This is a genomic window from Streptomyces sp. 891-h, assembly GCF_022760275.1.
Classification (GTDB): domain Bacteria; phylum Actinomycetota; class Actinomycetes; order Streptomycetales; family Streptomycetaceae; genus Streptomyces; species Streptomyces spirodelae.
Map to the genome: position 1 here is coordinate 7,244,394 of NZ_CP050693.1, position 24,262 is coordinate 7,268,655.

Sequence of the window (24,262 nt, forward strand, 5' to 3'; positions counted from 1 at the left end):
CTGCTCCGCCGCCTCCTGACGTGCCCTCCGTCGCGGTCCTGGTGGAACTGTGCAGGAGCGGCTCGGCGGGCGGGCACGTGAAGTGCTGGGAGCGGTTCGCGGAGGCGGCGGCACATCGGGCCGTCGGTTCGGACGACCTCGACCTGACCGTCTACGTACTCGGACGGCGCGAGGGGGTCGAGGAGCTCTCGCCGCGGGTGCGCTTCATCTCCCTGCGACCGGTGTTCAGCGCCAGGGTCCTCATGCCCGGGATGAGCGGCGTCGACGTCACGGATCTTTCTCCGTTTCACCCTCGTCTCGCCGGACTGCTGCCGCGGCACGACATCTGGCACCTCACCCATGCCTTCGCCTTCTCCTCGACGGCGGTTCGCCTCTTTCGCAGAATCCCACCGCCGCAGCGGCCGGGGCTGATCTGCTCCGTGCACTCCGATGTTCCGGCGCTGGCGTCCGTCTATGCCCGCCAGACCCTCGACAGGGTGCCGGGTCTGTCCCGGTGCGCGTGCGGCCCCGGGAGCGGCCTGCCGGATGTGGTGCGGAGACTGGCACGGCGCCGGCACGAGAGGTTGCTGCGCATGTGTGACCGGGTGCTGGCTGCCTCGCCCGGCGGGCGGGAGGAGATCAGCGCGGTGACCGGCCCCGACCGGGTATCGATGCTGCGGCGGGGCGTCGATCACGAGCGGTTCCGGCCCGACCCGGCGGCCAGGGGAGAACTGGTCCGTCTCCACCGGGTCCCCGCGGACCGGCCGCTGGTACTTTTCGTCGGCCGGGTGGACGACTCCAAGCGTGCCGTACTCGCCGCGGAAGCGGTTCATCGACTCAGGCGACGGGGCCGCGCGGTCCATCTGGTCGTGGTCGGCTCCGGTGCCGACGAGGACCGCGTCGCCAGGCTGCTGGGCCCGGACGTGACGCGGCTGGGACCACAGCCGCAGCACCTGCTGACCCGGGTGTACGCCGGTTGTGACGTCTTCGTCTTCCCGTCGCACACGGAAACCGTCGGCAATGTCGTCGCCGAGGCGATGGCCAGCCGCCTGCCTGTACTCCTGCCGCAGGGTGCCAACACCACACAGTGGCTGGCCGAGCCCGGCCGGGACGGCATCGTGGTGTCGCACGACACCCCGGAGGGCTGGGCCAGGGCGCTCGAGGATCTGCTCGCGCACCCACAGGCGCGAGAGGCCATGGGGCAGCGAGCAGCGGAGTCGGCGCGGCTCAGGCACCCGAGTTGGTCCCAGGTCTTCGAAGAGGACCTGCTTCCCGTGTGGCACCGGACCGCGAGACGGCATCAGGCGAGGTGAGCCCGTTCCCGCGGCTGCGGTGAAAGTCGAGTGCGAGCTGTACTGCTCCACGGCCATGATGTCGATCATGACTGCATACGCCGATGTTCCAGCCAGGGTGGGGGAGAGCCGTCTGTCCGACGGGCGGCTGCTCGGCTGGGCCGAGTGGGGTCCGTCGGACGGGGTGCCTGTGCTGCTGTGTCCGGGTGCGGCGACGAGCCGGTGGCTCGGTTTCGGCGCGGGCGTCGTCGAGGCGCTGGGAGTGCGTCTCGTCTCTGTGGATCGCCCGGGACTCGGTGCCTCGACGCCCGCGCTCGGACGCGGCTTCGCCGACTTCGCCGGGGACATGCGTCAGCTCTGTGCGATACGAGGTCTGGGGTGTCCGGCGGTTGTCGGGAACTCGCAAGGCGCGCCGTTCGCTCTCGCCTGCGCTGCCGAGGGGGTCGCCTCGGCGCTGGCGGTCGTCTCCGGTGCGGACGAGGTCGCTGCGCCGGAGTTCGCTGCTGTTCTGGAGCCGGAGCTGCGCGGTCTGGTTGAGCGGACTGCCTGCGATCCGGCCGGTGCCGAGGCGTTCTTCGCGGGCTTCACCGCGGAGGCGATGTGGGGCATGGTCATGGCCCGGAGCCCGGAGTGCGACCTCGCCGTGTACCAGGACCCTGATTTCGCGGCTGTCTACCGCCGGGCTCTGGACGAGGGGTTCGTGCAGGGTGCTGCCGGCTACGCCCGCGACACGGTTCTGGCCATGGGACGGTGGCCGTTCGCGCTCGACCGGATCGCCGTCCCGACCGACATCTGGTACGGCGAGCGGGACACCAGCCACTCGCCAGACAACGGGGCACTGCTCGCGACCCGGATGCCCGGTGCTCGGCACCACGTCGTGCAGGGGACCGGCGGGGCGCTGCTATGGACTCATGCCGAGTCGATCCTCTGGCGGCTCCTCAGCCGACGTGCGGAGGCGGACGGCTGAAAACATCCACGCTGTCGTAGCGCGCTGGGCCGAGGGTGCGGTGGTCACGACGCTCCGTATCGCCGGTCCCTGGGGCAGCTTTCAACACGTTCAACACCTCCGCGCCGACCGCGGGTTGCTCTCCTTCGCTCGCCAGTGAGAAAGATGGATGAGGGGGAGAAAGCCAGTAATGGCATCAGGCTGATGTAGCGGGTGGCCCTGTGGGGCCGCCGGACTGGTGGTGTGCCTGTTGCGCGGTTCGACCTCGCGGATTACTGATTTACCCCGTGCTCCGGGACGGTTGCCGCTGCTCGGGCATGCCTGGCCGATGATGCGTAACCCCTTGCGGTTCGCGGGGTCCTTGTCCGGGCGTGGTGACCTGGTGGAGGTGCGCCTCGGGCCGGTACGAGCCTGCGTTCCCTGCCATCCCGATCTGTTGTGGCAGGTGTTGACCGACGATCGTACGTTCGACAAGGGCGGCCCCTTCTTCGACCGGGTACGCGGGACGATCGGCAACGGGGTCGGCAGCTGCCCGTACCACGAGCACCGCAGACAGCGGCGGCTCATCCAGCCCTCCTTCCACCCCGAGCGGCTGGAACGGTACGCGACGGTGATGGAGCAGGAGTCCGTCACGCTGACGGGCGAGTGGGAGCACGGGCAGGTCGTCGACGTCTACGGTGCGCTGTACGGCACCGCCCTGCGCACGGTGCTGCGCAGCCTGTTCGCCACGCGGCTCGACGCCGATGCTGCGGCAGGGTTCAGGGAGTCGGTGGAGACGGTGCTCAACCAGCTCACCGCCCGGATGTTCCTGCCGCAGCCCCTGCAACGCCTGCCACTGCCCGTCAACCGCAGGTTCGACCGCGCCGTGGCCGGCCTGCGGCACGGCATCGAGAACCTGGTCGCCGAGTACCGAAGTGGCGGCACTGACCGCGGCGATCTGCTCTCCGCCCTCATCTCCGCACGCGACCAGACGACACACAGCGGGACGACACACAACGAGCCCGAGGCACCCGGCGGTGGCAGCCTGGACGACACCGAGATCCACGACCAGGTCCTGACCATGCTGGCCGCCGGTTCCGACAGCGTCGCCGCGGCCGTGTCCTGGGCGCTGTACCTGCTGGACCGTGCCCCCGAGGCGCTGGCCCGGCTCCACCGGGAAGTCGACACAGTGCTTGGAGGCGGGCCCGCGACCGGAGCGAGCGTTCGCGAGCTGCCGTACACAGGGCGGGTGGTGACGGAGGCGCTGCGTCTGTATCCGCCGGGCTGGCTGTTCACCCGGGTCACCACCGAACGGTCGGAGCTGGGCGGGTACCAGCTGCCGTCCGGGACCACCGTGGCCTTCTGCGCTCCAGCGGTGCACCGGCGCGCTGGGCTGTACGACCGCCCCGACGCCTTCGACCCGGACAGATGGCTGCCCGAGCGCGCCCGTAACCTGCCCAAAGGGGCCTTCGCCGCTTTCGGCGGCGGCGCCCGCAAGTGCGCCGGCGAAGCCTTCGGCCTCACCGAGAGCACGCTGTTGCTCGCCGCCATCGTCGGCCGGTGGCGGCTGCGGCGCGCTCCCGGCAGCGATGTGCGCCCGGTGGCTCTGTCCACCGCGTTGCGCCCTCGCCGTCTGCTGATGGAGATCTCCGCCCGGGACGCGCGTACGGCGGAGAAGGGGCAAGCGTGAACACCACGGCTCCCCACGTCAACGCCACGGCACCGTCCCTGGTCCGTAGCCCGCAGCACCGTCCAGCAGGCCCGACGGTCCGCTGACGGCCGCCCTCGAACCCACACCCCCCGCAATCGCCGCAACCGAGCCCTTCCGCGAGGCACCGCATGCGCACCGCCGACACCCTCTCGATCGAACTCCCGCCCCGCTACTGCCCCCTGCCCACCGCACGCCACCCCGAAGAGGCAGCGCTGGCCCGGCACACCGCCGACTGGATCACCCAGTTCGCACCAGCGCTGACGCCCCGGCAAAAGACCCGGATGCGCGGCAACGACTGCCCCGGCTTCTACGGGCGGATCATGCCCCGGGCCCCGGCCGAACGGCTGCAACTGGCGGTGGACTGGTGCACATTGATGTTCCACCTCGACGACGTGTACGACGAGGGACACGCGCGGCCCGCCACCGATCGCGCGGGCCGGTTCACCGACCTGACCGCCAGGCTCGTACGGGTCCTGGAGGTTCCTGAGGTGCGGGTGGACAGCCCCGATGAAACCATCGCAACCCTGATGCCGCCGACACTGGACCTGGCGCTGCGAGCACACCGGTGGGCCACTCCCACACAGATGCGGCGCTGCGTCGAAGCACACCGGGCCTGGTTCCTCGCCATGCTGTGGGAGTTCGGTCACCGCGCCGCACACAGCACACCGGCGCTCAACGACTACGCCCACCTGCGTCAGCACACCGCGGCGGGCGCAGCCACGCTGGCCTGGGCGGAGATCATCGACGGAGAGGAGATACCCGACCGGGAGCTGTCCTCCCCCCTCGTACGAGCCCTGACCGAACTCGCTTTCACCACCGCCGCCTTCGACGACGACCTCTTCTCCTACGGCAAGGAACTGTGGGTCGCCCGCCACGAAGGCGCTCCGCCATCCGGACTCGGCCTCGTGGAGATCCTGCGCCGCGAACGCGGCTGCACCCAGTGGGAAGCACTGCGGGCGGCGACGGAGCTGTGCAACCGGCTCACTCACCGCTACGTAGAGCTCCGTGAGAGGGTCGGTCCCCGTGCGAGTGGACCGCTGCGCGCGTACCTGGACCATCTCGACCACCTGGTGCCCGGAAACCTCGAATGGGGCCTGAGCGCCGACCGCTACCGCAACCCCGACGGCCGTTCACCCGGCGCTGTCACCACCACCGGCTCCTGGACACGGACCCCGCCCGCCGACACCTCCCCACCACCGATCCCCTCCATCACCTGGTGGTGGGACCCGCTCGACCCATGAACGACCCGTGAACCGGCCCACTACGGCGTGCTCCGGGGGTTTCCCGTACGCGTCAGCGGTCGCGATGGGTGAGCAGATGAGCCAGGGCCAGCAGGTCGCGGCGGGCGGCCGGGGCGGGTAGGGCGCGGGCCAGCGCGCTGTGGGCGAGGGCGAGACGGTGAGTGACCTCCCGCCGAGCGACCCGGGCACCTCCGGCCCGCTCCACCAGTGCGGCGGCGTGCTCCACCTCGGTCGGCCCCAGCGCCCCCGCACGGTCGAAGAGGTCGGCCAGCTCCTGCGCCGCCTCCCCGTCGGCGCACAGTGCGGCAACTACGGGCAGGGACTTCTTCCGCGCGGCCAGATCGCTACCGACGGGCTTTCCCGTCACGCGCGGATCACCGAAGACCCCCAACAGGTCGTCGGCGATCTGGAAGGCCACCCCCAGGTGCCGCCCGAACGCGCCCAGTTCCCGGGCCCGTTCCTCCTCAGCTCCGCCTGCTGAGGCCCCCAGGAGACAGGCGCAGCGCATCAGCGCACCGGTCTTGGCGGCGGCCATCGCGGCGTACTCCTGAGGCGCCGCGCGCGGCCGGCGCTCGAAGGCCACGTCCTCGGCCTCGCCCTCGCCCAGCTCGACAGCGGTGCGGGCCAGCTCCCCGAGCCCGAGCGCGCCTGTCCTGGACTCCGCAAGAGACTCGAACGCCAAAGCCAGGAGCACGTCTCCGCACAGCAGCCCGGACGAGATCCCGAAAGCGGCCCACACCGAGGGCCGGCCTCGTCGCGTACGGTCCCCGTCCACGATGTCGTCGTGCAGCAGCGAGAACTCGTGCACCAACTGCACCGCCACCGCTGGCGCCTCGGCGCGCTCCGCCGAGCCACCCACCGCCGCCGCCGCGGCCAGGCAGAGGGCCGGCCGGACGGCCTTTCCTCCGCCCCGGGCCACCGGCCTGCCCTGCTCGTCCCGCCACCCCAGGTGGTAGCGGGCCTCGGCTGCCACCGCGGCGAGTCGGTTCTCCACCAGCTCCCGCAGGCGCGGGCCCACTTGGGCCCGGGCCGTGGCCAGGAGCTCGTCCGCTCGGACCCGCAGCTCTTCGCCGCGCTCACCGGTTACCGCCGCGGTCACCACAGCTCCCCTTTCTGCGCGGCCGGTCCGCAGCGCGGGTGCGGGGCGCGCCCCGGCCAGTCACTCTCGGGCTTCGCAGCACGTCCGTTCCAGCAGAACGCACCACGGCGGGGCTCCGAAAGTGTCAGCGGGTGTGGGCGTGTTGAACGCGTCGAATGCTCGTGAGTTCATGAATCGCGGATCTGCTCGGGGCGCGGCCCACGGTGCGGTCACCGAGCGGGGAAGGTCTCACTTGGTCGCGGTGAAGAGGAGGAAGGGTGGAACGCTCTGCTCCGCCTTCCATGGACGGGAAGCGAGCAGCGCGGGATCGGCTACCCCGTGCGCGTCGGCCAGCACAGGGGCCCGGCGGTCCACGCTGCTGAATCCGGCCTTGCGCAGCAGCTCTTCGTAGATTTCACCGGGCCAGAAGAAGTCGGTGATGGGAAACCACGAGCCGTCCTGCTGTTTCAGACGGACGGGAAACGGGTCACCGGGCGCGTACTCGACGCCCGGCTCGCCGAGCCGGAAGCAGTCGAACTCCACACCGACCCGCGCGTGGTCGGGGTTGAGAATGGTGAAGGAGCCACCGGGACGGAGCAGCCGGTGCACCTCCGCGAAGATCTGCGCCAGCCGCTCCTGGCTGGGTACGCAGACCAGTACGAAGTTGCACATGGCGCGGTCCGCGCAGGCGTCCGGCAGCACGGCGAGCCGGTCCCCGGTGATGAGGTGGTGCTCGATCGCGGGGTTGGCGCGCGCCCTGGAGGTCTCCAGCATGGCCTCGGAGATGTCGGCCGCCAGCACCCGCACCCCGTACCGCCGGGCCACCAGGTCGGCGACGGACCCTGGCCCGCTGCCGTAGTCGAGCAGCGTCCCCTCCCCGAGGGCCGCCAGGCCCAGGGCACGGAAGACGAAGGGATAGCCGAGGGCCCAGTCGGTCGAACCGGAGATGGTGGAGTAGGACGTGGCCACCGTCTCGTCGGTCCACGACGTGGCATGAGATCCATCGGTGACCGGGTCGGCGATCGGGTCGATGACCAAGCCGGTGGCCGGGTCGGTGGCTGAAGAGTTCTGAGTGTTCATCTCTTCCCTACGGGGAGCGTCACGGTCGAGCGCCGGAGCCGGAGCCCTTCAAGGACGCTGAGCGGGGCGGGAATACGGTCGGCGGGTCGGCGGGTCAGCGGGTCAGCAGGTCGGCGGGTCAGCGGGTCAGCAGGTCACCGGGAGGGCACGGGGCAGGAGCACGTGCCGGTCGGGAAGCCACTCCAGTTCGTCGAGCGGCGCGGCGGGACGCAGGTCCGGGAGGGTGGTCAGCAGCGCCTCCAGCGCGGTGGCAAGGACGGTCCGGTTGAACTGCGAGGCCGGGCAGTAGTGCCGTCCACCGCCGAAAGCCAGATGCCCCGCGGCGTCGGGCCTCTCCAGGTCCAGCCGCTCGGGGTCGGCGTACGCGGCGGGATCGAACCCGGCGACGTCGGTGGCGATCAGTACGAGATCACCGGCTTCGATCGATGCATCGCCGAGCTGTACATCCTCGGTCGCGACCCTGGCCAGCCCGCCTCCGACTGTGATGACGTGCCGCAGGAGTTCGTCCACCCCTGCCGGCCACAGCTCGGGCTCGGCACGCAGGCGCCGCGCCACCGCCGGGTGCCGCAGCAGCAGGCGGGAGGCGCTGGTGAGCACGGCCATCGGGTTGCCGACAGCGGAGATGACGAGCATGGCCGAGAGGTCCACCAGCGTCTGCTCGGACAGCACCTGGCGCTCACGCGCCGCCTTGGCGATGTCCCCGAGGAGTCCGCCCCCCGGCTCTTTCCCGGGGGCGAGCAGCTTCGGCAGATAGGTGTAGAAGCCCGCCCACACTTCCTCGCCCTGCCTGGTGGAGCGGGCACCGAAGTTGAGGTCCTCCTCGACCTGTTCGGCCAGGAAGTCACCGTCCTCGCGGGGGACGCCCAGCTGGCGGCATGCGACGTCCAGGGTGAACGGCCGGGCGAAATGGGCGAGCAGATCCACCGGCTGCGGCTGCCGCGCCATCTCGGCCGCCCGCTGCCGGGCGCGGTCGGCCATCCACGAGGTGGGCACCGTCTGCTGGCCGGGCCCCATGTGCCGCATCACCTCGTCCCGCAGCCCGCACTCGGTGAGCGTGCGCATACTTCGGACCGCGACAGGCGGGAAACCGGCGGGGTCCCGCTGGGCCGAGAGCTGGTCCGCGGTCCGGCTGAGGCTGAACCGGGTGTCCCGCAGGATGGTGCAGATCAGCTCATAACTGGTGACCAGCCAAGCCGGGGCGCCGTCCGCGGCCTTCACCCGGGCGACCGGTTCCTCGGCCTGGAGTCGCCGCAGCACGGCAGGGAGTTCATCGCCTCGATAGCCGAACGGAAAGGTCAGTGTGGATGCGTCCATGGCGAGTTGGTCCTTCGCATGTCTTCCGGCCGGCAGATGACCGGCCATCGGGCGGGTGTCGGCCGCGGCGGCGTTCCGACGGCAGTTGGCTTCGCTTGGTGCCGTTGCGGTCAGTGGCCGAACTGGTCGCGGGGCGCGGATAGCGACGGGCCCGGGTCGTCTCGGCTCCGTGCGCCCGGCCCTGGTCGTACGGTGAGGGCGCGCGCCGGGCACAGATCTGCGGCTGCTTCGACCTGTGCCCGCAGGTGCAGCGGCGGCGCGGGGTCGAGGAGCCGCACGATGCCGTCCTCCTCGCGCTGGGCGAAGACCTCCGGAGCCTCCAGGACGCACTGCCCTGCCCCGCAGCACACCTCCTCGTCCGCAGCGACCCGCAGCTCCGGAGGCCGACAAGGGGAGTCGGCGAACTCCTCCGTGTCCTGGCCGGCAGCCGGGCTCACCACGTCACCGGGACGGCGGCAGGCCCGTCGGCGACGCCGCGCTCCGCGAAGCCGAGCGCCGCCACCGGTTCCGCCAGCCGCAGGCCGGGCAGCCGGCGGAACAACTCCCGCAGCGCGACCGTCAACTCGAGCCGCGCCAGGTGCTGCCCCAGGCACTGGTGGACGCCGTATCCGAAGGCGAGATGGTGGCGCCGCTCCCGGCCGGGGCACAGTCGGCCCGGTTCCGCGAAGGCTTCCGGATCGTGGTCGGCGGCCAGATAGGACACCAGCACCCCTTCCCCGGCGCGTACGGTGACCTCCCCGACGGTGACGTCTTCGGTGGCCTGCCGGAAGGCGGTGTGGAACGGCGACAGATAGCGCAGCAGTTCCTCCACCAGGGCGGGCAGCCGGTCGGGATCCGCCAACAGTCCACGCCGCTCGTCCGGCTGGTCGAGCAGGTGGACGACGGCCAGCGCGAGCGCCTTGGAGGCCGGATCGTGCCCGGCCACCAGCAGCATCATCGTCATACCGACCGCCTCGTCCTGCGTGGTCCCGCCCGCTCGGACGCCTGCGACCAGACGGCTCAGCATGTCGTCCTGCGGGTCGGCACCCTTGGCGGCGAGCAGCTCACGCAAGTACGCGTCGATCTCCGTGATGGCGGTGTTCACCTCGTCGGACGATGCGGTGAGGCTGCCGATCAGCCGCCCCCACTCCTGGAAGAGGCACCGGTCCTCGAACGGGACTCCCAGCACCTCGCAGATCACCGCGACGGGCAGCGGCAGAGCGAACCCCTCGACGAGGTCCGCGGGTTGCCCGTGTGCGCACAGTTCGTCCAGGATGCCGCCGGTGATGCGCTCGACCGCGGGCCGTAGCGCCGCGACCCGCTTGGGTGTGAAGTCCTTGGTCAGCATGCGGCGCAGGCGGCCGTGCTCGGGCGGATCGTAGTCGAGGAAGGCGCCCGGTACGGAGAGGATCGGATCGGCCTGGACGGTGGGGAAGCCGGGCCGCTCGGACCGCGAACTGAATCGGGGATCGGCGAGTACGGCCCGGGCGTCGGCGTAACGCGTCACCAGCCAGGCGTGCCGGTTCCCGGGCAGCGCGACCCGGTGCACGGGATGCTCCTGGCGCCAGCGGGCCAGCATCGACGGCGGTTCCAACAGGCTCTCGCGCGGCAGCGGAAAGACCGCCTGGCCGGTGAGTGCGCCGCCGGGGCCGTCGGGTGCGTGCCCCGCGGCGCTCGACTCGATGGTGGTGTCGGTCATCGCGACTCCCAAGGCGGTCAGGTGGCCGGCACGGGCGGAGCGGAGGTCCGTGGGCGGCGCAGATACTCGATCTGGAAGAAGTGCTCGAGATATCGGTCCAGCAGTGCGTCGTCCACGGGAGGACAGTGCAGTCCCGAGCCGGCCAGTGCCCGCTCGACGTTGCGGCGGCCGAGCTGCGGAAAGACGCCGTTGACGTACAGTTCCTTGACGCTCAGCCGGGACTTGTGCGCCTGGTCGACGCACAGCGGCACGAACGGCGCTGTCGGGCTCGTGGGGTTCTCGGCCACGTGCCGCACCAGCGCGCCGACCCAGTCGGCGTAGGGCAGTGTGCCGATGCGGTAGCCCGCGGCACGCATCCGCTCGACCATGTCGGCGAGCGCGGCGGGGCGGGGGTTCGTCAGGTGGTAGACGTGGCGCTCCGCCGGGCGGGTCAGCACGATGTGCGTGAGCGCTTCCGCGACGTGGTCCACCGGCACGAAATCCAGCGGGAGGTCGAGGTCCGGAGCCAGACCGATCTCGGCGATGGCGCGGAAGAGCGAACAGATCGCGGTTTGAGTGTTGCAGATGCCGGTGTGCCGTTCGCCAGTGATCTCGTACGGGCGGTGGACGGCCACCGGAAGCCCGGCGTCCGCCGCGTCCTGGAGCAGCCGCTCGCCGACCCACTTGGACTCGGCGTAGCCCATGGTCAGCCGGTCGGCGTACTCCAGGGGCCGGTCCTCGTCGAGGTGCCGTACCCCCGCGCTGCCGAAACCGGCGGCCACCGCGATGCTGGAGACGAAGTGCACCGGCACCCGGCGCGGTGCGGCCAGCCGCACGATCTCCCGGGTTCCCTCGACGTTGGCAGCGCGGAGCTGCTCGTACGGGTAGAGGAAGTTGACCTGGGCTGCCGCGTGCACGATGAGGTCGAGGTGTCCGGACAGCTTGCGGGCGTGGTCCTCACAGAGGCCCAGTCCGGGTGCCGACAGCTCGGCAGGGAAACACACGACCCGCCCCGGTGGCCACTCCGACGGCCCGGGCAGCCGGTAGCGAGCCATGGTGCTCCGCAGCCGGCGCAGCGCGTGGGCGCTGTCGCGGCTGCGTACCGGGAGATGGACACGGGCGGTGGAGCGCCTCAGCAGCCGGTCCAGGAGAAAGGCGCCCAGAAAGCCGGTGGCCCCCGTCAGCAGGATCTCGCGAGGAGGCTGGTGCACGGGCTCCCCGGCCGGCTTCTGCGGCAGCGTCACACCCAGCCGCGCCTCCGCATCGAAGTCGACGGTGCGCCACCCACTCCGCTCCGCCGCCGCATCCGGGGTGTTCCGCGGTGTGGTCATGGGCGCCTCGCCCTGGGTGGCAGCCGGAGCGCGCCGGGCCTCCCGTACGGCGGCGCCGAAGCTGCGAAGGGTGGGATTCCGCAACAAGCTCCGCACCAGGTTGCTGGCGACCCTGGCGTCGAGCTGGAACAGTCGCAGCGCGCGGGTCACCATCTCCGAGGCCTGGAGGGAGTCCCCGCCCAGGGCGAAGAAGCTGTCGTCCGGTCCGACGGGCACGTGCAGGACGAGCTCCCACAGCTGGGCCAGTGCCTGGCGCAGCGGGTCGGCTTGCAGCTCGTCCGGATCGCCTGGGCGGGTTTCCTGTGCATGCTTCCCGTTCCGTGACGGTGCTGCGGCTGGGCCGTCGTCCAGGAGCTGTTCCTCGCCGCCCGTCGCAGCGGTCCCGGCCCCGGTCGCGGAACGGGATTCCGCGGCGAGGCGAGCACACGCGTCCCGGTCGACCTTGCCGTTGGCTGCGACCGGGAAAGCGGCGAGCACCGTGATGTCCACGGGAACCGCGTGCCTCGGCAGCCAGCGTGCGAGAGCCGCGCGCAGTTGCTGCGGGGCGGCGGGCCGGTCCGGCGCGGCCGAGGTGACGCAGGCGGTGAGCCGCGGTGCGGTCCCTGGACCGTCCACGACTTCGACGATCGCCTCCCCGACCGCGGGGTGGGACCTGAGGGCGTTCTCCACCTCGTCCAGCTCGACGCGGAATCCATGGAGTTTGACCTGCCGGTCCGCGCGCCCTTGGAACTCGAGAGCGCCGTCCGGCCGCCAGCAGGCGAGGTCCCCGGTGCGGTAGACCCGCGCCTGCTGCCCCTCGCGGGCGTCACCGCGGCGGAAGGGGTCCGGGATGAACCGGTCGGCGGTGAGTTCCTCCTCGCCGAGGTACCCCAGAGCCAGGCCGTCTCCGCCGACGAGCAGTTCCCCCGTCTCACCGACATCGGCATGAGTACCGTCCGGACGGAGCACATAGCAGCAGGAGTTGGAGACCGGGCGTCCGATGGGCACACTCGTGGCGCCCTGCGGCACCTCGTCCACGAGGTGCGCGGTGGAGATGACGGTGTTCTCGGTGGGGCCGTAGAAGTTGACGAGCCGCCCGGGCCGGGATTCCGCCAGCACCCGCCGGGTCAGGTCCGGGTCGAGAGCCTCGCCGCCCGCGGAGAGGAACCGCAGGCCCGCGAACGTATCGGGGCCGGTGCGTGCGATGTGGTGCAGGACGCCGGTGGTCAGGAAGGCCACCGTGACGCCGGACTCCTCGATCTCCGCACGCAGGGCGTGCGGGGTGAGCAGGACCTCGGTGTCCACCAGCACCAGGCAGGCGCCGTTCAGCAGCGCGGACCAGATCTCGATGGTGGAGGCGTCCGAGGAAGGGCTGTAACCGTGCAGCACACGGTCCTGGGGCACAACGGTGAGGTGGTCCGCTCCCCGGGCGAGGCGTACGACACCGCGGTGCGGCACCGCCACCGGCTTCGGCCGGCCAGTGGTGCCGGAGGTGAACATCACGTACGCGCAGTCCTCGGCCGTCACCGCGGGCTTCCCGGCCTCGGCCGCCGCACCGTGGCGCTCCGGCCCGCCGGGAATCCCACCGAGGCCACGCGCCGGACCGACGTGCGGGGCCTGACCCGGAATCGCCGTGCCGGCGGGCGGGACACCGGAGGACTTCGACGCGTCCTCCACCGGCTGGAGCCGCAGCCGGGCGTCCACATCCCGCAGTGGGCACACGCTTCCGGGAAGCATCACCACCGCACGGACCTCGGCGTCCTCGGCCATGGCCCGCAGCCGGGCCACCGGGTGGTTCTCGTCCAGCGGTACGTACGCGGCCCCGGCGCGCAGAATGCCCAGCAGCGCCACCAGAGCCTCGAGGCTGCGTCCACCGCTCACGCCCACGAAGGAGCCAGGGCCCACACCTGCCGCCCGTAGCCGCCGCGCCAACGCGAGGGACTGCCGGGCGAGTTCGCCGTAGGTCAGACGACGGTCTCCGTGCCGTGCGGCCGTCGCGTCCGGGCAGGCGGCGGCACAGCGTGCGAACAGCTCGTGCAGGCACGCGTCGCGCGGGTACGCGGTCGCGGTGTCGTTCCATTCCCGGATCTGCGCGGACAGGACCCCGGAGTCTTTCGTCATCGGCCGTGTGCTCCCGGTACACCTGGGTGGATCATCGGTCAACGGATTCAGGGCTGCGGACGTGCTGCGGGCTCGGCGGGGCTGTCTCGTGATCGGAACCGCCGACCGGGGGCATGCGGGAGAAGTCGGCGGAGTACCAACGACTCGGCCGCATCCGGACCGTCACCGTTGCCGACAGGTCGAAGTCCGCACCGCTCAGGTAGTGCTCCGCGGCATCCGGCTCCAGGTAGCGGTGGGCCAACGCACGGTGCTCAGCCATGTCCCCGCCGTCGTGGACGACGGTGGCCGGGCCTTGCACACTCACGTACCGGTACGGTTCGACCTCTTCCTGCGCACACAAAGAGAACTCCCCGGCAATTTCGATGAGCCGCGCCTTTCTTGAATCGCGCCCCATGACGCAGACGACGTCACCACCCGGTTCGTACCGGTACCAGACGGGGACCGTCAGTGGGGCCTTGGGTGCCCCTGACGCGGAAGCCACGCTGAGCACGCCGACGTGCACATCGGCGAGGAAAACCTCCCGCTGCTTCGCGTCCATGACGGTAGACATGCAAAACTCCCTGTGGTGTTCGAGTCCGTGGACGAGACACAGGCCGACTGACGGGCGCGGCGCAACACCGGCTCCGCGCAGATCGGCTCGGTCCGGAGAACCGGAGAGAAATCGGAAAATGGAGAGCGCCGAACCGGCCCGGATGGCCGGGAATTGCGCCGATGGCAATGCTGCCCACCCGCCAACTCGGTGACACACCGGCCGGTGCACCGTCATACGATCCGGTGAAGAGTACGCGGCGTCAGTTGAACCGCGAATCGGTCGGGTAGCCAACGTGAGTCGCCGGGCCCCTGCTTTCTCCGAACACCGTCCTGCCCACGTGCGGCCTCTTCCGTGCGAAAGCCACTGTCCACCGGTATGTGCGTAAAGCCTGGAAGGCTGGTCACTCGCAGTGCCGCATTGGCCTGATATTCGCCGGAGCCCGGCCTCGACTGCTGCTGGTGCTGCTGGTTCCGCTGGAGAAAGCGGATACCGAACAACGAGAGTCGGGAGACCGTGTGAGCGTCGTCGACAATCCGTCCGCGTCCCTCTACGAAGAAGCGGGAGCCGAATTCTTCGCCGGCTGGATGGATTCCCGTATCACGATGAGCTGTGGGCTCTGGGGCCCTGAGAAGGACCCGGCGCCCGACCTCGAGACGGCACAGCACCGGAAGCTGCGCACGTTCGCCGGCCTCGCCGGTGTGTGCCCGGGGCACCGGGTCGTCGACATCGGCTCGGGCTTCGGCGGAATGCTCGACTACCTGGCCCGGGAACGCCAGGTCTCCATGGCCGTCGGGCTCAACTCCTCAGCGCTGCAGTGCCAAGAGTCACTCGGGCAGGACCTGCCGACCGTATGCGTGCGCAACACCGAGTACCAGGACTATGTGCCGACCGAGCCGTTCGACGCCGCGATCTGCGTCGAGATGATCGAACACCTGGCGAGCGCCGAGGACTTCGCGGCAGGCAGACACGTCGGCCGGTACCGGGACCTTCTTCAACGAGTGCACACATGGACCCGTCCGGGCGCCAGGTTCGCGATCGAGGCCACGGTGATCCCCAGCTCCACCCGCCGGTCCGAGGGCGAGTACGAACACCTGATGGCCGACATGCAACTGGCGGGCCTGCCGCCGCACCTGGCAGACCTCCTGCACGCTGCGGACGGGCTGTGGGAACCATTGAGCATCCGGACGCACCGGGACGACTACCTCCGCACCTACGACGCCTGGATCGACCGCATCCACAGCCAACAGGAGAGCGCCCGGGCGCGCTGGGGCAAGGACCTGGTGGACGGAAACCTCAAACTGATCCACTTCGAGCGTGAGGCCTTCCGGGCCGGCACGCTGTCCGTCGCCTTCCTGTCCCTCCGGAGGATCGATGCCCCCGCATGAGCCGGGCCCACCTCCGCCCGCTGCGGCACCACCCGTCGTCCGGTTCCTGACGCAGCACGCCACCCCGGCCGACCAACTGCTGCTCTTCGCCAACGGGCAACGGCTCGCCGCCGCCCTCCACGTCGTCACCCGGCTCGACATCGCCACTCTGCTGGCCGACGGCGAGCGAGACGTCGAAGCCCTGGCACAGGAAACGGGCTCTCACGCTCCCTCACTGCAGCGCGTGCTCCGCTGCACAGCCCTGGCCGGGGTGTTCGCCGAGTCGGCGCCCGGACGGTTCTCCCTCACTCCGGCAGCCGAACTGCTGCGCAGTGACCGGTCGGACAGCCTGCGCCCAGTGGTCCTGCTCGACACCTCCGCCCCCCTGGCACGTGCCCTCTCCCGCCTGACGACCGGCGTACGGGAGGGAGGGCGGGCCTTTGCCCAGGAATACGGCATTCCTTTCAGTGCGCCACCCAACGAGCGCGTACCTGAGGAGGTGTCGACGGCACGTGCGCTGTACGAGGAGGTGACCACGGCGCTCTCCCGCGATGCGGCAGCACAGTGCCTGGCGTCACACCAAGAACTCGGTGGCTTCGACCGCATCGCGGACCTCGCCGGAGGTGACGGGCAGTTCCTCCGCGAGCTGCTGTGCCGCCGTCCGGAGGCGACCGGGGTGCTCGTCGATTCCGCCGCCCGGTCCGCGACCGCGCTCGGCACGACCGGCACACCGCAGGGTTTGGAGACGTCTCCTCGCCTGGAGACGGTGGCTGTCGATCCACTCGGACCCGCGCATCCGAGCACCATGCCCACGCCCCCGGCCATGCCCCAGGATTGTGACCTCTACCTGCTGCGAGCGGTCCTGCACACCTTCTCCGACGAGGCGGCCGCTGACGTGCTGCGCCGAGTGCGGCAGGCCATCGGCAAGCGGAAGGCCCGCCTTGTCGTTCTCGACCACGTTGTCGCCTCCGGCGACGGCTGGGACCCCGCGAAGATCCTCGACATCGACATGCTGGCCGTCTACGGCGGACTCTGCCGTGATGCCGCCCAGTGGCGGCGGCTCTTCCAGGAGGCCGGCTTCACGATGGTGGAGCAGCGCGATCTTGCCCCCGGGCAGGAGCCGCCTGGCCACGGGGCCGACGCAGCAGCCGAACCGGCCGCCTGGTCGCTACTGGTGGCCCGGCCCACTGCCGGGACGCCGCCCTCCGGCCCCTGCTGAGCACGTACGGCGCGTACGAAGGGGCTCCGGGAACCGAACCGCACCTGGAGCCCCTTCGCCGCGCAACGCCACGACGTGAGCCTCAGCCCGCGCCCCGCCCGCTCGGTGCTTCCGCTTCGCCGGTCTGCAAGCGCCACAGGGCGGCATAACGGCCGCCGCGCCGCACGAGAGCCGTGTGCGTTCCTCGCTCGGTCACTGTGCCACCGCGCTCCATGACGTAGATCCTGTCCGCGTTGCGGACAGTGGAGAGCCGGTGGGCGATGACGACGAGGGTCCGCTTGTGCGCGAAGCTCTTGAGGCTGCGCTGGATGGTGGCCTCGGTCTCGTTGTCCACGGCGGAGGTGGCCTCGTCGAGGATCACGACGGGGGGATCGCCGAGGATCGTACGAGCCAGGGCGAGGCGCTGCTTCTGGCCGCCGGACAACGCGGCGCCGCCTTCCCCCACCTTGGTTTCGTAGCCGTCGGGCAGCGCCCTCACGAACGCGTCCGCACCGGCAGCTTCCGCCGCTCGCGCCACACTCCTGTCGTCGGCGCCGAAGCTGCCGTAACGGATGTTGTCGGCGATCGTGCCGTCGAAGAGAAACGGCTCCTGGGAGACGTAGCCGATCGCACCACGCAACTGGCGCAGGGGCATCTCTCGGATGTCGACTCCGTCGAGCAGGACCTGTCCATCGGCCGGGTCCACGAACCGCATCAGGAGTCTGGCGATGGTCGTCTTGCCCGCTCCGGTCGTTCCGACGATGCCTGTGACCTTGCCCGGGGCGATCCGCAGCGACAGGCCGCTGAGCGCGGGCGGGCGTCCGGGGTAGGAGAACGTCACCCGCTTCAGCTCGAAGCCACCCTGAAGGTCCTCCGTGCTCAGCGGCGTGCTGCTGTCCTGGGACTCCACGGGCAGCTCGTTCAGCCGCTGCAGCCGGTCGAAGGCGGCCAGCGAACGCTGGTAGCCGTTGGTCATGGCGCCCAGCCGGTTCAGCCGGAAGAGGGCTGTCACCGGCATGTCCACGAGCGGAGTGAGGCGCCGCACGTCCAGCTGGTTCCGCAGCACGGCCTTGCTGCCCAGCAGCAAGGTGGCAGGGATGGCCGACAGAGCGGACATCCGCACGAGCTGCGCGTGACGTGCCGACCTGCGTGCGGCACGGTGGTTGGCCGCCCCGTACTCCTGACTCAGCCCGGTCGCCAGCTTCCCCTCGTACTCCTCGGTGCAGAACGCCTTGATGGTCGGGTGCGCTTGCAGACTGCCGGCCATCCTGCCCTGGAGCCGCGAGCGCACTTCCGCGGACTCCGCATGGGCCATGGCGGTGCGTTCCTGGAAGCGGTACGACAGCCAGGCGACCACCGGTACCGGAGCGAAGACGACCCAGGCGAGCTGCGGGGCGAGCAGCAGGAACGCCGGTACGAGCACCGCGAAGCTCGTGACAAGCTGCGCCACTTCGTGCAGCGAGGTCCCGACGAAGCTCCCCACCTGGCTGATGTCCTCCGTCAGTACCTGCAGGGTGTGGCTCGCCCGCTCACCTTCCATGTCCGTCGTCGTCAGCCGCAGCACATGCTCATACGTGGTGGTCCGCCACTCGTGCTCGACCGCCTGTCCGAGCCGGTCCCAGCGGGTTTCGGCAGCGAATGACAGCCCCGCGGAGACGGCGGCCATCGCGGCGGTGGCTCCCGCCACGAACGACATCTGCGTGCCCACGCCGGTCAGCCCCATGCCCGCGAGGAGGGGACTGCCGCCCAGCAGGAGCACGCTGACCCCGTACGCCATGAGCGAGTACAGCGCCATCTCGGTGATTTGCGCGAGCCCCGACAGCGCTGTCGCAAGAGCGAATCCGCTCCGGTGACGGCGGGCGAGACGCGTCACAAAGGGACCGCGTGCGGCGGAGCCGGTGGATCCCGCCGCGCGCTCGGAGCTTCGCAGAGCCCGCCTGACGATGCCCGCTGTCGCCGCGGCGGCGATGCCCAGGCTCACCCAAGGGTTGGCCAGGAACTTCAGACATGCCTTGCCGCACCCCAGGGTTACAGCGGCTGCCCCACCGCCGAGAAGCACCGCGGCGGTTCCGCGCCGACCGGCCGCTCTCCGCTGCCCTGCGCGTGCTGGGGGACCGGTGCCGGTGGAGCGCTTGCCGGCGGAGCGCTTTACGCGGCTACCGCGGGCACTCGCGCGCTGCCGTCGGGAGGGCTGGTGCGGGAGGTCGGCCCGGCTCAGCACCTCACCCGTGGTCCGGCGCAGCAGGTCGGCGGCTTCGCGTGGTGCCAGCGCCCGGTCGTGACGGAGCAACACCCGTCCGGTGACCGGGTTGGCCTCGGCACGGTCCACTTCGGGAGCCGCCTGGAGAGTGTGGGCCAGCAGCCGGGCGAGGTTGGGCCGTCCCCGGATCGCCACGACTTCCCAGCGTTGACGTCCGGGAATGACGGAGCGCGCCCGGACCGGTGCCGCAGCCAGCGGGGCCGATGGGTGGGTGCCCGTCGGAGGACTTGTCAGCATCGACATGCGGCCAGTCCACCAAGAAGCCGGGAGCCTCCACTATGTACTGCGGCTGCAAACCGCTCAGAAGGAGGGAATCCCGCGTGTCAGTCGCCCGGGCGGTCCGCGATCAAGGTGTACATCACGGGCAGAGGGTGGGCACCCAACCGAGCCCGGAGCTTTCCGTCCGGCTCTTTGACGGCCACCGTCCCCGTTCTGGGCGCCTCAATTTCTGTGTGTTCCGTGACCGAGCGCACCAGCAGCCCGGCGTCAACGGCCGCCGTGAGCACGGTTCCCAGGGTGTGGTGATACGTGACCATCTGCGCAGAGCTCAGCTGCGCGTCGGCAGCCGCGTAAGTTCCGTGCCGGGTGAGGAAATGCGGGCCGGAGTCGTCATACGACCACGCGGCTGCTGGGGGATCCAGGGATTCGAGCATGGAGATCACGGGGTGGTACTCGAACAGCACCAGCCTTCCCCCTGGACGCAGGCATGCGGCCACCGACCGCATCCACATCCCGGGGTCGGGCGCCCAGTAGATCACCCCCAGGTGCGCGTGGGCGAGGTCGAAACGTCCGTACAGTGAATCGGGAAGGCTGCTGCTGTCGGCCTCGACGAACGTGACCGGCACATCGCATTGTTCGGCCAGCGTGCGCCCTGTGTTCAAGGCCGTGGGGGAGATGTCGACGCCCGTCACCCGTGCTCCCCGCCGGGCGAGGGAAATACAGTTGAAGCCGATGTGGCACTGAACGTCGAGAACATCCAGCCCCTCGACATCACCCATCGCGGCGTTCTGGTGCGGAAAGAGAGTGTCTTCACCGGCAAGCAGCGCCGACGTGTCGTAGTAACTGTTCTCGCCGTCCGTGTGCGCCCAGCTCACGGCGTCCCAATAGCTGCGGTTCAGGGCGATGATATGCGAGTCTTCCACCTGCAACATCATGGAGCGCTCCGCGCAGCGAGGCAATGAATCACAAAAACTTAACATCGCATGCTGATATGACGAACCATTCGCCGCGAAGCTCTGGGACCGCCGCAGGCCATCACCGAATGAGATCAGTTCTCATGCTGCTCCCGGTCCGTGAGGGCCACCGCGATGGCGCTCACGAAGGCTTCCGGGTTGTCCAGCATGATGTTGTGTCCGCAATCCGGGATCGCGACGACGGACACACCCGCCTCGGTGAGAGCGTCGGCGCCCGGAAGGGGGCCATCGGCCTCGGGCAGCAGGTACGTGCGGGGTATCTTCAAATCGAGCAAGAGCTCGCGCATGGTGGGGACGGTTCCGCGGGTGAGATGGACCGCGCTGCGATGCAGGGCTTCCCGGCCGGCCAGGCGCATCGTGGACCACCAGTGCGCACCGACACGGTCGCGGACCTCTTCCCAGCCGCCCGCCACGAACTCCTGCTCGGAGTACGAGGCGATGCCGCTGCTGCTCGCCGAGGCGGTCATGGGCGGGATCGGGTCGAGGTTGGCGTCGACCAAGACCAACCGGGAGACCAGGGAAGGGTGACGGGCGGCCAGGACGATGGCCACCGAGCCGCCCATGCTGTGCGCGATCAGCTCGGCACCGCTGACACCCGCGCTGGTCAGAGCAGTAGCGAGTGCGTCGGCATGTGATTCCAGGGTGTAGTCGAAATCCGTCGGCCGGTCGCTGATGCCGTGACCCAACAAGTCGACCAACAGTGACCGGCGGCCGGCCAGCAGAGGATGGACCGCGACTTCCGTGAAGTAGGCGGGCGATGTAGCGCCCAAGCCGTGCACGTAGACGCGCGGCGGCTCCTGTCCGGGCACCCCGGGCAGTTCGACCCAGCGGATTCGATCGCCCTTGGGCGTTACGGCGACGCTGCGCATGGTCTGCTCTCCTCGGTCGGGATCGATGGAGAGACGAGAGTAGCTACCGAAGCTGCGCGCACCACCACGGCTCCCCTCCTCGGCGCCCCCGCCGAGCCGGACGATGCAGCGCGTGGCCTGACATGCCGTCAGCCATTTCAGCTGATCACGGCTGGTCGGTCGCCCCCAGTCGAAAGATATGGAATTCGACGCCTGCGCCAGGTGCGCTCGGCGCGAAAGAGCACAGGTGCGCAGCCCCTCGGAAGGCATTGCGCAGCGAATCGCACACGGTCTCGGTCGTGGTCTTGGTGACGACCACACACGATTTCCCGGCCCGGGCACGCAGGATGTCCGCCAGGATGTCAGCCACAGGGGGAGTCGTACGCGTCAGATCGAGCCCTACGGCCCCGACCGCGTCTCCCCACGGAGGCTCCACCACGTACACGTCGTTCTCCGTCCGAGCCCCGAGCCGCGCAATGAGATGGCGATAGTCGGTGTGCTCGACCTCCACTCCGGAACCCACGCGGGACAGGTTGTCCCGCGCTGTCTCGTAGACCTGTGGGTCCAACTCCGAGGCGTGCACACGGCGTCCCAGCCGCCGACCGAGGTGATGGCCAAGATTCCCCGAGCCGCAGAAGAGGTCGACGACCAACGGATCGCTCTCCGACCCCTCACGTAGGTTTCCGGCGTACAAGGCCACAGCATCTGCGGCTTCGCCGGCGTATTCGTCGATGGTGCACTCAACGGCCGTGCGTCCTCGCACCCGTACACCGCCGGCTTCCATGTGGGGCGCTGCCACGCCGTAAAGGGACATCCGCTCCGGGGCGCCGCAGAAAAGCCGGCCGACCTCGCACAACTTCTCTGTCGACAGTGTCTGCTTCCGCAAGGGGCCCAGCAACTCGTCACGCAGCGCCATACAGGCCGCGGTTTCCGGTTCGGCTTGTACCACGGTGAAACTCCTTCTCCTTGGAGACCGGGCACACTCACCCTGCCCCGGAAAGCAGGACGAGAAATCACTCATACGAGGCTGACTCGCGTGCGCAGCGGCGCAGGGCAGCCCGGTGGTTGGATATAGGTCGTTGGTCGGACTGCGAGCTGGGGCGGGAAGGCCGCTACGGCGGGGGAGGGGAGACGGCTGGATGACCGAGGGGTCCAGGGACAACGGTCTGCGCTGGATAGCCGATGCCTACGACACCGGCTACACGTTCGCGCTCTGCGAGGGACTCTCGCCCTACGAACTGCTGCGCCGCGTCGGCGCTGAGGAGCACCACATCGTCCCGCTCACCGGCTCAGCCGCGTCCCAGCTGCTGCTGAGGGACGAGGAGGATCATCTCAGCGACCTCGACTTCCTGGACTGGGAAGACGAAGCGGCGGTTGCCCAGCTGACAGACGCCGGCTTTCTGCCCGCCCCGCCGGAGACCATCGTGCGAGCGGGTTCCGTGGCGGGCTGGGCGTACGGGCTGGACGGGTTCTACTGCCGGACGGCGAGGTACCTCGCGGCGCTGTCCGAGCGGGGACGGGCGTTCTGTGTGCACAGCAACGAAAAGGGCTTCAGCGGCATCGGTTATGCGTGTCGCGGCGAAATGGTGACGTACTTCGAACCGGGCCTGCCGGACTTCACGAACGGTGCTCCGGCCCAGGCGGCGCTCGGCTTCGCGCACAACGGTGACGAGCCGGACGATGTCGCGTTCCTGCGGTTCCTGGAGAGTGAGCTCGGCATCTTCCTGCCCTGGGAGGAGACGGAGGCAGAGCTTCCGTCAGCCGCTTTCAGCTGACGCCGTGCTCGGACAGAGCCATGTCGGGGCCGGGGCAGCCGGGATTGCTCACTGTGGGAGAGGCGTGCGCGGTGTGCGGCGGCGGGTGCGCAGCCGTCGCGTCACCCGGAGCATGAGCGCCGACGCGGCCAGGCAGTGGACGCCCATGGCCGCGATCTGCCCCGGATAGCTGACGCCGCCGTCGATCAGCAGACCGCTCATCCCTGGGCCCACCGCCGCCGCGCAGACCACGACCGCCACCACGACCGCGCGAATTGCACCGAGGTGCCCGACGCCGTACACCTCCGGCCAGGTCGCCCCGAACAGGCTGAGCGACAAGCCGTTGGTGACGCCGTAGAGCGCCATGAAGGCGAAGACGCTCCACTGGCCGTCCGCCGTACTCAGCACGAGCAGTCCGCAGCCGAGCGGCAGCAGGAAGTACGGCATCATGCCCAGCGCGGTCAGCCGGTCGAGCATGTGACCGCCGACCAGGTTGCACACCACGGTGGCCACGGCGTACACCGCGAACGCCGACCCGCTCGCCTCCGGCGACCAGTGCCGCAGCTCCACCAGGTACTCCAGGTGGAAGAAGACCGTGTTGCCGATCAGCGCAGGCGCCGCGACGGCCGGCATCAGCAGATAGAAGTACGGATCACGAAGTGCTTCGGCACGGGTCCAGGTGGGGGCGGTAGTCGCGGTGACCGCCGCACCCTCCGTCCCACCGCTCGGCCTGCGCTCCCGCGCGAACAGCAGCGGGAGCAGGAAACCGGCAACGGCCAGCACCGCTGCGGCCCCCCACCACGCGGACCGCCAGCCGACCCCGGCAGCCACCGCGACAGCCAGCAGCGGGAGCAGAGCCTCGCCCGTGTTCAGCCCCAGCGTCGCCACCGACACGGCCCGCCCGCGCTCACGGGTGAACCAGCGCCCCATCAGGGTGAACGAGGCGTGCGTCATCATGCCCTGCCCGAAGAAACGGAGCAGCACCAGAGCCGTGAACAGCACCGCTACATGCGGCGACACGGCCATCGCGACCGCGCCCAGGGCGAGCGGCGGCACGGTGACGCGGACGACCGCCCGCGCGGGGCGATGGTCGACGAGATGACCGGCCCGGACCAGGGTGAAGGCACCCACCAGCGTGGCCGCTGTGTACAGGCCGCCGAACGTGCCGTGTGAGAGTCCGTATTCCGTGCGGATGTCGTCGGAGAAGAGCGAGATGAAGAAGGTCTGGCCGAAGGACGAGAGGAAGAAGAGCAGGAAGCCCCCGGCCAGCAGCCGCACGTCCCCACGGGAGAAGCCACCGGCGACCGGTGTCGGGGCCCTGCCCTTGGGCACGTCCGGGGTCCCGCACTCGGGCACGCGCTCGGTCCTGCTCGCGGGCACGTGCTTGGGAGGGCGCCTCACGCGG

Annotated in this window: 18 protein-coding genes and 1 pseudogene; 7 read left to right on the top strand and 12 right to left on the bottom strand. The window is 70.2% G+C overall.

The genetic code is table 11. From position 1 onward, the window contains the following. Positions 1-20: 20 nt before the first annotated feature. The 4 genes from HC362_RS32160 to HC362_RS32175 all read left to right on the top strand — a co-directional run bounded on the left by HC362_RS32160 (position 21) and on the right by HC362_RS32175 (position 5,148). Positions 21-1,292, top strand: coding sequence for a glycosyltransferase (locus tag HC362_RS32160; RefSeq protein WP_243087872.1), 1,272 nt, complete (start codon positions 21-23; stop codon positions 1,290-1,292). A 67-nt stretch (positions 1,293-1,359) separates the two neighbouring features. Then, the gene (locus HC362_RS32165) at positions 1,360-2,238 is read left to right on the top strand and encodes an alpha/beta fold hydrolase (protein ID WP_243087873.1); all 879 of its coding nucleotides are present in this window, start codon (positions 1,360-1,362) and stop codon (positions 2,236-2,238) included. A 220-nt stretch (positions 2,239-2,458) separates the two neighbouring features. Next, complete coding sequence (locus HC362_RS32170; RefSeq protein ID WP_279240188.1) at positions 2,459-3,886, top strand: cytochrome P450; 1,428 nt, start codon at positions 2,459-2,461, stop codon at positions 3,884-3,886. A 149-nt stretch (positions 3,887-4,035) separates the two neighbouring features. Next, a complete protein-coding gene (locus HC362_RS32175) occupies positions 4,036-5,148 on the top strand; it encodes a glutamate dehydrogenase (protein ID WP_243087874.1) in 1,113 nt (370 codons plus the stop codon). 52 nt (positions 5,149-5,200) lie between these two features. On the opposite strand, the gene HC362_RS32180 is transcribed toward HC362_RS32175, so the two are convergent. The 7 genes and pseudogenes from HC362_RS32180 to HC362_RS32210 form a co-directional block, all read right to left on the bottom strand. After that, positions 5,201-6,247 carry a polyprenyl synthetase family protein gene (locus tag HC362_RS32180; RefSeq protein WP_243087875.1) on the bottom strand — a complete coding sequence of 349 codons (1,047 nt, stop codon included), beginning with the start codon at positions 6,245-6,247 and terminating at the stop codon, positions 5,201-5,203. A 228-nt stretch (positions 6,248-6,475) separates the two neighbouring features. Next, positions 6,476-7,306: a class I SAM-dependent methyltransferase gene (locus HC362_RS32185; protein ID WP_243087876.1), complete on the bottom strand. Its 831-nt coding sequence runs from the start codon at positions 7,304-7,306 to the stop codon at positions 6,476-6,478. Positions 7,307-7,432: 126 nt separating this feature from the next. After that, the gene (locus HC362_RS32190; protein ID WP_243087877.1) at positions 7,433-8,620 is read right to left on the bottom strand and encodes a cytochrome P450; all 1,188 of its coding nucleotides are present in this window, start codon (positions 8,618-8,620) and stop codon (positions 7,433-7,435) included. 188 nt (positions 8,621-8,808) lie between these two features. After that, positions 8,809-8,994, bottom strand: a pseudogene (locus tag HC362_RS32195) (ferredoxin); the annotation flags it as partial. Between the two features lie 59 nt (positions 8,995-9,053). After that, entirely contained in the window at positions 9,054-10,298 is a 1,245-nt protein-coding gene (locus tag HC362_RS32200) for a cytochrome P450 (RefSeq protein WP_243087878.1), read from the bottom strand. Positions 10,299-10,315: 17 nt separating this feature from the next. After that, the gene (locus tag HC362_RS32205) at positions 10,316-13,708 is read right to left on the bottom strand and encodes an amino acid adenylation domain-containing protein (protein WP_243087879.1); all 3,393 of its coding nucleotides are present in this window, start codon (positions 13,706-13,708) and stop codon (positions 10,316-10,318) included. 31 nt (positions 13,709-13,739) lie between these two features. Then, positions 13,740-14,258: a pyridoxamine 5'-phosphate oxidase family protein gene (locus HC362_RS32210; protein ID WP_243087880.1), complete on the bottom strand. Its 519-nt coding sequence runs from the start codon at positions 14,256-14,258 to the stop codon at positions 13,740-13,742. Positions 14,259-14,755: 497 nt separating this feature from the next. Between HC362_RS32210 and HC362_RS32215 the strand changes: the two genes are divergently transcribed. Next, entirely contained in the window at positions 14,756-15,625 is an 870-nt protein-coding gene (locus tag HC362_RS32215; RefSeq protein WP_243087881.1) for a class I SAM-dependent methyltransferase, read from the top strand. Then, positions 15,612-16,823, top strand: coding sequence for a methyltransferase (locus HC362_RS32220; protein WP_243087882.1), 1,212 nt, complete (start codon positions 15,612-15,614; stop codon positions 16,821-16,823). Before HC362_RS32215 ends, HC362_RS32220 begins: the two co-directional genes overlap by 14 nt. A gap of 82 nt (positions 16,824-16,905) precedes the next feature. Here HC362_RS32220 and HC362_RS32225 read toward each other — a convergent pair whose 3' ends face one another. From HC362_RS32225 to HC362_RS32240, 4 genes are all read right to left on the bottom strand, one after another. After that, positions 16,906-19,197, bottom strand: coding sequence for an ABC transporter ATP-binding protein (locus HC362_RS32225; RefSeq protein WP_243087883.1), 2,292 nt, complete (start codon positions 19,195-19,197; stop codon positions 16,906-16,908). Between the two features lie 188 nt (positions 19,198-19,385). Next, positions 19,386-20,216: a class I SAM-dependent methyltransferase gene (locus HC362_RS32230; protein WP_243087884.1), complete on the bottom strand. Its 831-nt coding sequence runs from the start codon at positions 20,214-20,216 to the stop codon at positions 19,386-19,388. Between the two features lie 113 nt (positions 20,217-20,329). Further along, positions 20,330-21,124: an alpha/beta hydrolase gene (locus HC362_RS32235; protein ID WP_243087885.1), complete on the bottom strand. Its 795-nt coding sequence runs from the start codon at positions 21,122-21,124 to the stop codon at positions 20,330-20,332. Positions 21,125-21,269: 145 nt separating this feature from the next. Then, a complete protein-coding gene (locus tag HC362_RS32240; protein ID WP_243087886.1) occupies positions 21,270-22,052 on the bottom strand; it encodes an RsmD family RNA methyltransferase in 783 nt (260 codons plus the stop codon). Between the two features lie 190 nt (positions 22,053-22,242). Here HC362_RS32240 and HC362_RS32245 point away from each other — a divergent pair, with 190 nt between their 5' ends. Beyond that, the gene (locus tag HC362_RS32245; protein ID WP_243087887.1) at positions 22,243-22,878 is read left to right on the top strand and encodes a DUF6461 domain-containing protein; all 636 of its coding nucleotides are present in this window, start codon (positions 22,243-22,245) and stop codon (positions 22,876-22,878) included. Between the two features lie 48 nt (positions 22,879-22,926). Here the strand turns inward: HC362_RS32245 and HC362_RS32250 are convergent, their stop codons facing one another. Further along, complete coding sequence (locus HC362_RS32250) at positions 22,927-24,213, bottom strand: MFS transporter (protein WP_243087888.1); 1,287 nt, start codon at positions 24,211-24,213, stop codon at positions 22,927-22,929. Positions 24,214-24,262: the final 49 nt, after the last annotated feature.

Coding starts and splice junctions, on each gene's coding strand:
- HC362_RS32210 (WP_243087880.1), bottom strand. CDS start 14,258: ATGTCTACCGTCATGGACGCGAAGCAGCGGGAGGTTTTCCTCGCCGAT.
- HC362_RS32175 (WP_243087874.1), top strand. CDS start 4,036: ATGCGCACCGCCGACACCCTCTCGATCGAACTCCCGCCCCGCTACTGC.
- HC362_RS32190 (WP_243087877.1), bottom strand. CDS start 8,620: ATGGACGCATCCACACTGACCTTTCCGTTCGGCTATCGAGGCGATGAA.
- HC362_RS32230 (WP_243087884.1), bottom strand. CDS start 20,216: ATGATGTTGCAGGTGGAAGACTCGCATATCATCGCCCTGAACCGCAGC.
- HC362_RS32220 (WP_243087882.1), top strand. CDS start 15,612: ATGCCCCCGCATGAGCCGGGCCCACCTCCGCCCGCTGCGGCACCACCC.
- HC362_RS32185 (WP_243087876.1), bottom strand. CDS start 7,306: ATGAACACTCAGAACTCTTCAGCCACCGACCCGGCCACCGGCTTGGTC.
- HC362_RS32200 (WP_243087878.1), bottom strand. CDS start 10,298: ATGACCGACACCACCATCGAGTCGAGCGCCGCGGGGCACGCACCCGAC.
- HC362_RS32245 (WP_243087887.1), top strand. CDS start 22,243: ATGACCGAGGGGTCCAGGGACAACGGTCTGCGCTGGATAGCCGATGCC.
- HC362_RS32165 (WP_243087873.1), top strand. CDS start 1,360: ATGACTGCATACGCCGATGTTCCAGCCAGGGTGGGGGAGAGCCGTCTG.
- HC362_RS32205 (WP_243087879.1), bottom strand. CDS start 13,708: ATGACGAAAGACTCCGGGGTCCTGTCCGCGCAGATCCGGGAATGGAAC.
- HC362_RS32235 (WP_243087885.1), bottom strand. CDS start 21,124: ATGCGCAGCGTCGCCGTAACGCCCAAGGGCGATCGAATCCGCTGGGTC.